Genomic DNA, 12548 nt, shown 5'->3' with positions numbered 1-12548 from the left:
CCAGCCATGCAAATAAAGCGCCCTCAGTCTCAATCTATTAAATCAAAATTGCCGAATGTTGGTACGACTATCTTTACCACCATGTCGGCAATGGCTGCGGAATATGATGCGATTAATTTGTCGCAGGGCTTTCCCAGTTTTGATTGCCCTGAATATCTGGCACATCAGGCGCAAGCTCATATTGTTGAAGGCAAAAACCAATATGCGCCCATGACGGGAGTTCCCGCCCTTAATTTGCAAATTGTGGATTTGGTTAAGCGTAGTTACGGACGAGATATCGCATTGGAAGAAATCACAGTAACGAGCGGAGCGACAGAAGCTTTGTTTGTGGCGATTCAAACTGTGGTGAATGCGGGCGATGAAGTGATAGTGTTTGATCCGGTTTACGACAGTTATGAGCCGGGTATTGAGCTGGCGGGTGGTAAGTGCGTACATATTCCTTTGTATGCGCCCAACTACCAAATTGACTGGCAACAGGTGAGACAAGCCATTACACCAAAAACCAAAGTCATTATGCTTAATTCTCCTCATAATCCGAGCGGGACTGTGATTACCGAGCAGGATATTCAGGAACTGACGGCTTTGGTTACTGAACATGATTTATATGTGATTTCCGATGAAGTGTATGAGCACATTGTTTTTGATGGCGGAACCCATCACAGCATGTTGCGTTACGACGAGCTTTATCAACGCAGCTTTGTGGTGTCGTCCTTTGGTAAAACCTTCCATATTACGGGATGGAAAATCGGATACTGCGTGGCTCCTGCACTATTGAGCACTGAGTTTCGCAAAATCCACCAGTACGTCACTTTTTCCACCAGTACCCCGATGCAATGGGCAATAGCCGATATGCTTGCTGAACAGCCGCAGCATGTGGATGAGCTTCGTACCTTCTACCAGCAAAAACGGGACTTTTTCGCTAACGCCATGCAAGGTAGTCGATTTACTTTGTTGCCATGCAAAGGCACCTATTTTCAGTTGATGGATTATTCACAAATCAGCGACAAAGACGATATGGCTTTCGCCGAATGGATGACCAAAGAAAAAGGCATTGCCACAGTGCCCTTATCGCCATTTTATGGCGCTGATTATCATGACAAGATCATACGAGTCTGTTTCGCCAAAGACGAAGAGACATTGCTTAAGGCTGCGGAAAGGCTTTCTTTACTTTAGCTAAAATGAGACGAAAAGTTGATCGAGCTTCGTACCTTCATTTGGTTTTTTAATATTCTATGTTGCTATATACGACGCTTTTTACGCAATTATTTGCGGATATAATTTGTGGCTGCTATACAATTTTAGGAAATGAAAACACCTTCATATTCTTGAGCAATTTTCTTTTGAGTAATGTATTTGCTTTTAATTATCTTTCAACTCGATTAAAGCATTGATGGGCAATACGTTTGTTTCTCTCGGAAAAAGCGCTTCTTATTGATAAGGAAGTATTAATAATGAAAAAAATACTAATAATCTTAATGTTAGTTGGGCTTTATGGTTGTTCATCTGTTTCTGGACTCTATGAAGCAGATCCACTTTTTAAGCAGCAATCAGATTTACTGGAAGCAGATACAGATATCGTTGATGTAAAGAAGCTTCAGCAAAGAGTCAATGCTGTGAGTGATGAAAAATCCAGAAATGCACTGCTGGAAGATCTTTTGACTATCTCCGATAGATCATGTGCACGGCATCAAGCATCAATTATGGCTGGGTTAAATACCTGGAATGTTTCAACGGGCTCATTATCTAATCTTTTATCTGCGGTTGGAACAGTAGTTGGTGGAGAGAGTGCAAAAGCGGCATTAGCTGCTGGAGCCACTTTTACTAATTCCACTCGCTCATTAGTGAATGAAGAAGTTTATGCAAAAGCGTTAGGTACAACGATTGTTCGGGCTACGGTTTCCGCGAGGGAAAAACAATTTGCTGTGATTTCAAAAGGCATGAGTTCTAGTATGGATGACTATTCGGTGCAGTCCGGTTTACGGGATGTATACAATTACCAAAATCGTTGTTCATTTTATTATGGCCTTCTGGAAATAACCAAAGCTTTGGATCAAAGAAAGCGTAGTAAATCTGAAATAGAAGATCTTATCTTTCGCCTAAATGCAAAAAGTGACGAGCTAAAAAATCGTGGTGGAGATGTTTCTGAGATAAATAAAAAAATTGAGGCACTTATTCTTGAGCTCGAAGGTGCACCACACTAATGGTCAAATTATATGACTATGAAATTGATTGAGCCTCAAGAATACAATCTGTTGATTAATAATGATGATTCTTACTCCCTAAAAAGAGATGGGAAAGATTGTCAGTTTTCAAAACCTTCAACTACTAAAGACTTAGCCAAGCTATATACAGTAAGTGAGGGGCAAGATCTGCTTTATGTCGGAATAACTACACGGTCTATGTCTGAACGGCTCAGATCTGGATTCAGGGCTTCGGGAAAAAATGGCTATCATGGTTATAAATGGAAGAAGTATCAAAAAGTAGAATTGAAGTTAAATGTGTGGCTCGTGACTAGTATAGATGGGTATCTTTCCAGACATGGAATGGAGATTATAGAAGCTGAAGTGGCCTACTTTTGTAGGTTGCTTTCAGGACAATGGCCTAAATACCAACATGAAATACATTTCCATCAATCAACGGATATCCACAGAGATCTTGCTTTAACTATTTATAAGCGAACGGTTGGCTCTTTGTCCTAATAGAGGAAAAAGCTAATTAACCCCATATATGGGGTTAATTATATTTGGCTCGATTCCCGCTCAACCAGTATTGTTTCCATCACACTGGATTCCACTTTTTCCTTATTGATTTGCTTAAACAGGTTTTCCACCAGCAGCTTACCGCCTTCATGTGTGTCTTGCTTGATGGTGGTTAAGGAAGGGTGGGTGAATCCGGCGACAGGGATATCGTCGTATCCGACGATAGCGACTTCCTGTAGCTCGTTACCTTGTTCGCGATAGTCACGAATGGCTTTAATCATGCCCAGTGCAATGGTGTCACTGGCGGCGACTATGCCATCCCACGGGAAGGCTTTACTTTGCAGCAGGTTGTCAGCTACAGAATATCCATCCTGATAAGTGAAATGAACATCGAGATGAGGTTCCTCGCCCAGTTTTGCATTCTTAATGGCGGTCTGATAGCCCTGATGTCTGAGAGTGGTTTCAAACGATAAGTGACCCGCAAAAGCGATGCGTTTACAGCCTTGTGCGATAAGGTGTTCCGTTGCTAATTTGCCGCCCTGAAAATTGTCCGTACCTACGGTGATGTATCTGTCGTTGGGTTCTTTCGCTCCCCAGACAACGAGCGGCATTTCATCGTTGACCAGTTTGTCGAAGGCGGATGGGTCGTCACCTTGTCCGAAAACAATAACGCCGTCGGCGCGTTTACTGTCGAAATAGCGAGCCAGCCAGAGTTTGTCTTGAGTTTTGTGCGACGCAAGTAGCATGTCATAACCTTTCTTGGTGAGCTCATCGGCGATAACGCCAAGTAGGCCAAGAATAAAAGGGTCGGTAGCTGACTGGTCATTTTCAGAACTGATTAACAATACGACAGCGATAGTGTTAGATTTTTGTAAACGCAGGTTACGAGCACTGGTGTTAACGCTGAAATCGGCATCTTGAGCTAATGCCTGAATGCGTTCGCGGGTTCGTTCGCTGACTAGCTTGCTGCCGCTGAGGGCTCTGGATACGGTGGACTCGGATACTCCTGCTAATTTCGCCATATCTGCCAGCGTTGATATTTTTTTTGTCATGTTCTGTCTCTCAGGTCGCTTCTTGCTACCAGGGTGCACCAGGTTTGCCCTATGAAAACTACAATTTGTGCTGCTTAAAAAATGATACCACGGTTATTTCCGGCAAGTGAGCGTTTCATTTTTATCCTTCTGGAAACCCAGTATAAAGCATAACTTGAAACGAATTGTTATTAAAATGCAATCGTTTGCATTTTGTGTTTGCAAACGATTGCATTTTAACATATGGTTTACATCCGCACAGAACAATTGGAACAAAGAAAATGCAAAAACAAGCCTCTCAGTTTAGTGTTAGAAGTAAAGAGTCTCTGAAAGTAAATAGCCTTGCCGCTGCTGTTGCATTGGCTTGCTGTTGTTCCCCTTTGGCAATGGCTCAATCTGATAATGAGCCAAATGCAGAAAAGAAAACTCAGGATTTTTATGAGCAGATTATCGTAACGGGTACAGCTAGTGGTCAGGCTGTTCGTAAAGTTGACTCAAGCTATGCAACGACATCCTTAAGTGCCGATGCGATTAAGAAATTGGCGCCGAAAAGTACGGCTGACTTGTTTAAAGCAGTTCCTGGTGTTTGGGCTGAAAGCTCGGGTGGTGTTTCTGGTGCGAACGTATTTGTTCGTGGTTTCCCCGGTGGTGGCGATGCGCCATTTTTGACAGTGCAACTACAAGGTGTGCCTGTATTTCAGCCGCCCACATTATCGTTCCTTGAAAACTCCACCATGTTCCGGGTAGACGAAACCATTGAATTTATGGATGCCTTGCGTGGTGGTCCAGCTTCAGTTGTTTCAAACGGTCAACCCGGCTTAACAACAAACTTTATTTTGAAAGAAGGTGGTGAAGCAACCGAAGGGTCGATCAAATACACTACTTCTACCTACGATTTGCAACGCCTTGACGCTGTATTAAGCGGCAGTCTTGCTGATGGCCTGTACTACATGGTGGGTGGCTACGTTCAGCAAAGTTCTGGTATTCGTGACGCGGGTTTTAACTCTGAGAAAGGCCAGCAATTCACTGTGAATATCACCAAAGAATTTGATAACGGTAAATTAAACCTGTTTACCCGTGTGACTGATGATCACGGTGCCTGGTATTTGCCAACCCCTCTCGTTGATGGCGTCGACAATGAATATACGCAATTAGGTACGTTAAACCGTCAGGGCACAATTCAATATGGCCCGGATGGCACAACTCAATCTTACGATTTCGGTGATGGCCGTGGTTGGAAAGGGTCTATCAGTGGTGGTTCATTGAACCTTGAACTAGGCAATGGCTGGACTTTCGTAGACCGCTTTGCTTATACCTCGGGCGATGCTGATACGTTGGGATTGGTGCCAAATGGCGATCCTGTTTTGTTGTCCAGCGTTGCTGACAATGGTACATCTGCTGTTGGCGCTGTAACCGGTAACACTTATGCTGGCGATACTATGGTTCAGCAGATTGGTCGCTGGGTTGTGTATAAAGAGTTAGAAGCACTGACTAATGACATGGCGATCACAAAACAAGTGGATCAGTTGAAAGCTACCATTGGTCTATACAGTTCAGATTACTCTGCTCATGATTGGTGGTCGTTGGGTAATCAGTCTTATCATGTGATCCGTCCAGGTGGTGAGAACCTGACCGGGATTGATTGTAACGATAACGACGACAGTTGTGGCTGGAACTACGACATCAACAGTGAAGGCGATGGTCAAACAACCGCATTCTACGGTGCCTTGGAATATCAATTTAATGACAAGTTAAGCGCGGATGTGGGTATTCGTCGTGAAAGTCATGAGATTGAATATACCGTTGATGAAGGTTTGGATGGCATCATTACTAAAGCGGTTCAATATGATGAAACCGACACTGCATGGACTGTGGGTGTGAACTACCAGATTGAACGCAACATGGGTGTGTTCTTCCGCGCCAGTGAAGGTAGCAAAATGCCTTACTTCGATGACTTCCGTGACAACTTTGGTGCCTATACTGGTGGTGATAATCTGATTAAGGATGTCACACAGTATGAGCTAGGGTATAAGTTAGCTCGTACCAATTTCAGTCTTTATGCAACAGGTTTTTACAATGAAGTAATTGGTGACACTTTCGTGCCTAGACCTGGTGCTCCATCTGAAAGATTTACCACAGAAGCCTATGGTATTGAACTTGATTCTACCTATTTCAATGATGACGGTTTCTCTGTCTCATTAAATGCAACCATCCAGGATAGTGAAGTAACAAATAGTACAGTATTTAATGGTAGTGAAGCTCCCCGTCAACCAAGCTGGCAAGTACGTGTAACGCCTAACTACGCCTTCGAAGTAGGTGGAATGGAAGCGAATATCTACGGTACTTTGATTGCTGTTGACGAGCGCCTATCAAACTTTGAGTATGAAGATCAAACCGATGGTTTAGGTAATATTGACCCGTCAAAAGTGACTGTTTATTTGCCATCCTATGAGCAGATTGATATCGGGTTTAATTTGCTTACAGAAGGTGGTTTGAAGTTTGAGTTAGCTATGCAAAATGTTACGGATAATGATGGTTTAACTGAGGGTGATCCAAGAAGTAATGGTGCCAATAACGGTCGTTTCATCATGCCTCGTACAGCAACATTCAGCGTAAGCTACGAGTTCTATTAAGGTTTAAGTGTTGTTGAGTGTATAGGGCTGCCTGCGTCGGGTAGCCCTCTTTTTTACCACTCTGTTTGAGTAATCCAACCTGGATTTCCCGTTTGATTCTCGTGATCACCAAGCTATTCACCCTTGGTGTCACGGGAATTTTTTATTTTCAGGAGCCCTTACAGAACAACCTTTCCTTTGTGCATCACCATTTTGGGGCTGGCGACACCGTATTCATAAACCAGATCTCTTGGGTGTGAAATATCCCAGCAAACGATGTCCGCCTGTTTTCCGACTTCTAATGTTCCGACCTGATTCTCCATTCCCAATGCTTTTGCCGCGTTTATTGTGACTCCTTGCAAGGCTTCTTCCACTGTCATGCCGAACAGGGTACAAGCCATGTTTAACATTAGTGGCAACGACGCGATGGGGGAGGAACCTGGGTTGAAGTCTGTGGCTATCGCCATAGGCACATTGTATTGGCGCAGTAGCTGAATAGGGGGAAGCTGTGTTTCGCGCAAATAGTAAAATGCGCCAGGTAACAGAGTTGCGATAGTACCTTGTTGGCTCATGGCTTTAATGTCGGATTCTTGCAAGTATTCCAAATGATCGACGGAGAGTGCACCCATATTGGCAGCCAACTCGCTACCACCCATTGCCGATAGTTGCTCGGTGTGGCCTTTAATGGCAAGCCCTAATGCTTTGGCTTGTTCGAATACCGCTTTTGTCTGTTCCAGATTAAAACCAATGTTCTCGCAAAAGACGTCAACAGCGTCAATTAGTCCGGCTTCTGCCAGTCTTGGCATTACTTCCTGACACACCATGGCAATGTATTCGTCGGCTCTGCCTTTGAACTCGGGTGGAATGGCATGTGCGCCAAGATAGGTTTTGCTGATATTGACCGATAAGGACTCTGATAGGCGTTTCGCCACCTGCAAAACACGCTTTTCTGTTTCATAGTCCAGACCATAGCCTGATTTGATTTCTATCGTCGTCACGCCATTTTTAAGCATGGCCGAAGCGCGCTTCTTGGCGAGTGTATATAAGTCATCTTCGCTGGCAGCTCGAGTGGCATTGACCGTGCTGAGTATACCGCCACCTTGCTCTGCAATTTCTTTGTAGGATATGCCGTTGAGTCTTTTTTCGAACTCATTGGAACGGTTGCCTGCAAATACCAGATGGGTATGGCAATCAATAAAGCCGGGCATTAGCCATTGGCCTTGGAAGTCAATCTTGCGGATTTCTTCTGTTGGCAGAGAAGGCATCTCGTCTTCTTTGCCAACCCAGCTAATCAGTCCGTTTTCAATCAAGACGGCACCATTGTGAATGAATGATTCAGGCGCAATGCCGCTATCCATTGGTGCGATATTGGCATTCAGTAGCAGCACTGCCGAGTGCGTTGAGTCTTGATGTGTCATGGCAAGAGTCCTTAACGAAGTATTGGCGACTATTTTGATGAATTAATCTTGTATATACAAGTGAAATATGCCAATTTATATTTCATTCAATGTTCAGCTTGCCCAGACAATTCGATGAGACAAAGTAAGTACGAAGTGATTAAGCAATCTTTATTGCAAAAGATTGAATCTGGCGAATGGCCTGAGTTTACGACAGTGCCTTCGGAAAATGCATTGGCTGAGCAGTTTGATGTCAGCCGTATGACTGCACGCCGCGCGTTACAGGAACTGTCTGACCAAGGCATTATCACGCGTAACCAAGGAGCTGCGAATGCCGTTGCCAGTATTAAAAGTCAATCGTCGTTAATTGCGATTCGCAACATTGCTGATGAGATCGCTGAGCGTGGGCATCAACATTCGGCTCGCCAGGTATCATTACAAGCCATTCCGGCTTCGCAGCAGGTTGCGCACCAGTTGGGAATGCAACAGGGCGACTCGGTGTTTCAAAGCATCATTGTGCATTCTGAAGATAATGTGCCTGTGCAGCTTGAAGAACGTTATGTTAACCCGAAAGTCGTACCTGAGTATCTGGGACAGGATTTTGAGAAAACCACGCCGCATATTTATTTGACTCACATCGCACCGCTAACTGATGCGGATCACCAGATTGAAGCGGTGTTAGCAACACCCAATCGTACTGAATTATTAAACATTGAACCGGGGCAGCCATGCTTGCAAGTACAGCGCCGTACCTGGTCGAAAAAAGCAGTGGTGAGTTTTGCCATATTGACCCATCCCGGACATCGATATCGATTAGGTGGTCATTTGACATTTCACCCATCCAAAAAAATTTAGAAGACAGGAAACATCATGAGCCATTCTGATCAAAAGCAGGATTTAAGACACGATACTTCTCGTGTTATCCGAGCGCCACACGGCACAGAATTAAGTTGCAAAAGCTGGCTAACCGAAGCCGCTATGCGCATGTTAATGAATAACCTTGATCCCGATGTGGCTGAGCGTCCAGAAGATCTGGTGGTGTATGGTGGTATTGGTCGTGCTGCCCGCGACTGGCAATGCTTCGACAAAATTGTTGAAGTGTTGCAGCGTCTGGAAAATGATGAGTCGTTGTTAATTCAATCGGGTAAGCCGGTTGGCGTGTTTAAAACTCATGCTGATGCGCCTCGGGTATTGATTGCTAACTCAAATCTGGTTCCTCATTGGGCGAACTGGGAACACTTCAACGAGTTAGATAAAAAAGGTTTGATGATGTACGGTCAAATGACCGCAGGAAGCTGGATCTACATTGGTTCACAAGGCATTGTACAAGGAACTTATGAGACCTTTGGTTCTGTAGCTCGTAAACACTTTGATGGCGATGCTTCTGGTAAGTGGGTACTTACTGGGGGACTTGGTGGCATGGGCGGAGCTCAACCGCTAGCGGCGACTATGGCTGGCTTTTCTATGATTGCCGTTGAATGTGACGAGACCCGCATTGATTTCCGCTTGCGTACGGGATACGTCGATAAAAAAGCAACATCGTTGGATGAAGCAATGGCTATGTTGCAAGAGTCGTTGGATAACAAGCAGCCGACATCGATCGGATTGTTGGGCAATGCGGCTGACATCTTCCCTGAAATGGTGGAAAAAGGCATTAACCCTGATGTGGTGACAGATCAGACTTCTGCTCACGATCCTCTGAACGGCTACCTGCCAAAAGGCTGGACAATGGAGTACGCTGCCGAGATGCGTCAAAAAGACGAAGCGGCAGTTGTGAAAGCGGCGAAAGCGTCGATGGCGATTCAGGTTCAAGCTATGTTGACCTTGCAAGAACGTGGTGCGGCAACCTTGGACTACGGCAACAACATTCGTCAGATGGCGCTTGAAGAAGGCGTGGCAAATGCGTTTGATTTTCCGGGGTTCGTTCCTGCCTATATTCGCCCGTTATTCTGTGAAGGCATTGGGCCATTCCGTTGGGCTGCGTTATCGGGCAATCCAGAAGATATCTATAAAACCGACGCTAAAGTGAAAGAGCTGATTCCTGATAACGCGCATCTGCACAACTGGTTGGAAATGGCGCGTGAGCGTATTCATTTCCAGGGCTTACCTGCACGAATTTGCTGGATTGGTTTGAAAGACCGCGCGCGTATCGCTCTGGCCTTCAACGAAATGGTACGTAATGGCGAGTTAAGTGCGCCGGTTGTGATTGGTCGAGACCATCTGGATTCTGGCTCTGTTGCCAGCCCTAACCGCGAAACTGAATCGATGCTTGATGGTTCTGATGCCGTGTCTGATTGGCCGTTATTGAATGCGTTATTGAGCACAGCGGGTGGCGCGACCTGGGTAAGCTTGCACCACGGTGGTGGTGTGGGCATGGGCTTTAGTCAACATGCTGGTGTGGTGATTGTTTGTGATGGTTCAGAAGAAGCCGACAAACGTATTGCGCGTGTGTTGTGGAACGATCCTGCAACGGGTGTTATGAGGCATGCCGATGCTGGCTATGACATCGCAATTAATTGTGCTCGTGAGCAAGGGTTAGATTTACCTATGCTGGATGCCGGGAAATAATTGGAGTACGCACATGTTTGAATTGAATATTAAGCCCGGTCAACTGACTTTAGATCACTTACGTCAAGTGCATGTAAGTGCTTGCAAACTTACATTATCTGACTCTGCCATTCCTGCCATTGAGGCTTCCAACGAAAGCGTTGTCAGTGTACTGGCTGCTGGCAAAGTGGTGTATGGGATCAACACTGGATTTGGTTTGTTGGCGAATACGCGTATCGCTCCAGAACAATTGGAATTACTGCAAAGATCTATCGTGCTTTCCCATGCCGCAGGTACTGGCAAGTTGATGGAAGATCATGTTGTTCGCTTGATGATGCTCTTAAAAATTAACTCTCTTGCACGAGGTTTTTCCGGCATTCGACCTGTATTACTGGACATGCTAATGGGCATGGTCAATGCGGGTGTTTACCCCTGCGTGCCTGAAAAAGGATCTGTGGGTGCGAGTGGCGATTTAGCGCCTTTGGCTCATATGAGTTTGCCATTAATTGGAGAAGGTCATGTTCGCCATAATGGCGAAGTGCTGACGGGTGCAGAAGGATTGAAAATCGCAGGCTTTGAGCCTGTGACACTGGCTCCTAAAGAAGGGTTGGCATTGTTAAATGGCACGCAAGCTTCTACCGCATTGGCTTTATCTGGCCTGTTTCAAGCTGAAAACCTGATGATGGCTGGAACCATCGCCGGAGCATTGAGCGTGGAAGCGGCATTGGGTAGCCGTGCGCCGTTTGATTCTCGTATTCACGAGGCGCGAGGGCAGGCCGGGCAAATGCATTTGGCTGCCTGCTTCAGAAACTTATTGGGTGAAAATTCTGAGATTGGTGCATCTCATACCGATTGTGAAAAAGTACAGGATCCTTACTCATTACGCTGCCAACCGCAGGTCATGGGCGCTTGTTTTGACCAATTGCAGCACGCTGCCAAAGTCTTGTTGATTGAAGCCAATGGCGTCACAGATAACCCGTTGATTTTCGGTGAAGACATCATTTCTGGTGGAAACTTCCATGCAGAACCTGTCGCCTTTGTTGCTGACAATATTGCTTTGGCTATTGCGGAAATCGGCGCTTTGGCTGAACGTCGTATTGCCTTATTGATCGATAAAAACCTCAGCGGCTTGCCTCCGTTTTTGGTCAACAACGGTGGCGTTAACTCAGGTTTTATGTTGGCACAAGTGACGGCTGCCGCTCTGGCATCAGAGAACAAAACCTTGGCGCATCCCGCTTCGGTAGACAGTTTGCCGACTTCTGCTAATCAGGAAGATCATGTGTCGATGGCAACCTTCGCTGCACGTAGACTGAGTGATATGGCTGAAAATACACGAGGTATTTTGGCGGTAGAATTACTGGCTGCGGCACAAGGTGTTGATTTTCGTCGTCCGCTTAAAAGCACTAATACCCTTGAACGTGCCTATCAAACCGTGCGTGCTCATGTTCCTTTTTATGATCACGATCGCTATTTCTCTCCAGATATCGAGAAAATATCTTCGGCTGTGAAAGCGGGAGAATTTAACGAGCTGGTGCCTGAATTACAGCTTTAGGTCGGTTACACATTATGCCCGAGGCTCTGAAATAAAGGAGCCTCATCTTCTTCAAAAGCCAAGCCCAAGGCATATAAGTCTTCACACTTGTGTAGTGAACGAATAAAAGCAAAGCGCTTAACGGCTTCGTCTTGTCCCGGTGGCACAAACTCAACAATCACCTTCTTTTCTTTTAGTATCATTGCGCGTTCATGCGGTATCTCGAAGTGACAACCACCAGGAGAAATGTTGGTGATCCTGCCTTCAACTTTTCTATCGTTGCTTTCGTAAATTGTATCACCATGTGAAATGAAGGCCTTAATGTCTACCGTTTCTCGAACTTCTTTCCTTAATTCGGTACTGATTAGATCTGTAGGAAACGAGATAAATAGAAGTTTGTCGGGAAGCGTGGTCTTGGCTAATGCCCTGGAGTTAAATGCAATACATTCACCTGATGTTTTCTCAAAAATAGCTCGTACCACTATGCTGGCCTGATCGGTAATTTCATCTTTTAGGTAGCCATATTTTCTGATGTCGGGGAGTTCAACAATAAGATATTCAGATTCTTTTAACCCAATGAGTTTGCTATGGAAGCGCTTCTTCACTGTTTTGATCTCAATGTCAACGAATTGACCTGCACGTAAATGATCTCTCAAATACAGAGTATATGCTTCACCGTTTAGCTTGTGTGCTTCCATTTGATCTCATAACGATTCATGACTCGGGATATA

General features: G+C 45.2%; 10 protein-coding genes. 7 read left to right on the top strand and 3 right to left on the bottom strand.

Translation table 11 applies throughout. From position 1 onward, the window contains the following. The first annotated feature begins 6 nt into the window (after positions 1-6). The 3 genes from KIH87_RS16775 to KIH87_RS16765 all read left to right on the top strand — a co-directional run bounded on the left by KIH87_RS16775 (position 7) and on the right by KIH87_RS16765 (position 2699). On the top strand, positions 7-1173 hold the full coding sequence (locus KIH87_RS16775; protein WP_232359006.1) for a methionine aminotransferase: 1167 nt from the start codon (positions 7-9) through the stop codon (positions 1171-1173). A 278-nt stretch (positions 1174-1451) separates the two neighbouring features. Next, complete coding sequence (locus tag KIH87_RS16770; protein ID WP_232359005.1) at positions 1452-2201, top strand: hypothetical protein; 750 nt, start codon at positions 1452-1454, stop codon at positions 2199-2201. A gap of 12 nt (positions 2202-2213) precedes the next feature. Next, positions 2214-2699: a hypothetical protein gene (locus tag KIH87_RS16765; protein WP_232359004.1), complete on the top strand. Its 486-nt coding sequence runs from the start codon at positions 2214-2216 to the stop codon at positions 2697-2699. Positions 2700-2737: 38 nt separating this feature from the next. On the opposite strand, the gene KIH87_RS16760 is transcribed toward KIH87_RS16765, so the two are convergent. Next, positions 2738-3751 carry a LacI family DNA-binding transcriptional regulator gene (locus tag KIH87_RS16760; protein WP_232359003.1) on the bottom strand — a complete coding sequence of 338 codons (1014 nt, stop codon included), beginning with the start codon at positions 3749-3751 and terminating at the stop codon, positions 2738-2740. A 260-nt stretch (positions 3752-4011) separates the two neighbouring features. Between KIH87_RS16760 and KIH87_RS16755 the strand changes: the two genes are divergently transcribed. After that, entirely contained in the window at positions 4012-6363 is a 2352-nt protein-coding gene (locus KIH87_RS16755) for a TonB-dependent receptor (protein WP_232359002.1), read from the top strand. A gap of 158 nt (positions 6364-6521) precedes the next feature. Here the strand turns inward: KIH87_RS16755 and hutI are convergent, their stop codons facing one another. After that, positions 6522-7760, bottom strand: a complete 1239-nt coding sequence (gene hutI / locus KIH87_RS16750) for an imidazolonepropionase (RefSeq protein WP_232359001.1) — start codon at positions 7758-7760, stop codon at positions 6522-6524. 114 nt (positions 7761-7874) lie between these two features. Between hutI and hutC the strand changes: the two genes are divergently transcribed. Genes hutC through hutH form a run of 3 tightly spaced genes read left to right on the top strand, consistent with a single transcriptional unit; the run spans position 7875 to position 11838 of the window. Next, positions 7875-8594: a histidine utilization repressor gene (gene hutC, locus KIH87_RS16745; protein ID WP_232359000.1), complete on the top strand. Its 720-nt coding sequence runs from the start codon at positions 7875-7877 to the stop codon at positions 8592-8594. A 15-nt stretch (positions 8595-8609) separates the two neighbouring features. Further along, positions 8610-10307 (top strand): urocanate hydratase, encoded by a 1698-nt coding sequence (gene hutU / locus KIH87_RS16740; protein WP_232358999.1) that lies wholly within the window; start codon positions 8610-8612, stop codon positions 10305-10307. Between the two features lie 13 nt (positions 10308-10320). Further along, positions 10321-11838 carry a histidine ammonia-lyase gene (gene hutH / locus KIH87_RS16735; RefSeq protein WP_232358998.1) on the top strand — a complete coding sequence of 506 codons (1518 nt, stop codon included), beginning with the start codon at positions 10321-10323 and terminating at the stop codon, positions 11836-11838. A 5-nt stretch (positions 11839-11843) separates the two neighbouring features. On the opposite strand, the gene KIH87_RS16730 is transcribed toward hutH, so the two are convergent. After that, positions 11844-12515: a flagellar brake domain-containing protein gene (locus tag KIH87_RS16730; protein WP_232358997.1), complete on the bottom strand. Its 672-nt coding sequence runs from the start codon at positions 12513-12515 to the stop codon at positions 11844-11846. Positions 12516-12548: the final 33 nt, after the last annotated feature.

It is taken from the genome of Paraneptunicella aestuarii, from assembly GCF_019900845.1.
Taxonomy (GTDB): Bacteria; Pseudomonadota; Gammaproteobacteria; order Enterobacterales; family Alteromonadaceae; genus Paraneptunicella; species Paraneptunicella aestuarii.
This window is presented reverse-complemented; position numbering and strand designations above follow the sequence as displayed.

Bases quoted from the DNA above. Each gene is read 5' to 3' on its own strand.
- hutC (WP_232359000.1), top strand. From the start codon at position 7,875: ATGAGACAAAGTAAGTACGAAGTGATTAAGCAATCTTTATTGCAAAAG.
- hutU (WP_232358999.1), top strand. From the start codon at position 8,610: ATGAGCCATTCTGATCAAAAGCAGGATTTAAGACACGATACTTCTCGT.
- KIH87_RS16770 (WP_232359005.1), top strand. From the start codon at position 1,452: ATGAAAAAAATACTAATAATCTTAATGTTAGTTGGGCTTTATGGTTGT.
- hutH (WP_232358998.1), top strand. From the start codon at position 10,321: ATGTTTGAATTGAATATTAAGCCCGGTCAACTGACTTTAGATCACTTA.
- KIH87_RS16730 (WP_232358997.1), bottom strand. From the start codon at position 12,515: ATGGAAGCACACAAGCTAAACGGTGAAGCATATACTCTGTATTTGAGA.
- hutI (WP_232359001.1), bottom strand. From the start codon at position 7,760: ATGACACATCAAGACTCAACGCACTCGGCAGTGCTGCTACTGAATGCC.
- KIH87_RS16775 (WP_232359006.1), top strand. From the start codon at position 7: ATGCAAATAAAGCGCCCTCAGTCTCAATCTATTAAATCAAAATTGCCG.
- KIH87_RS16765 (WP_232359004.1), top strand. From the start codon at position 2,214: ATGACTATGAAATTGATTGAGCCTCAAGAATACAATCTGTTGATTAAT.
- KIH87_RS16760 (WP_232359003.1), bottom strand. From the start codon at position 3,751: ATGACAAAAAAAATATCAACGCTGGCAGATATGGCGAAATTAGCAGGA.
- KIH87_RS16755 (WP_232359002.1), top strand. From the start codon at position 4,012: ATGCAAAAACAAGCCTCTCAGTTTAGTGTTAGAAGTAAAGAGTCTCTG.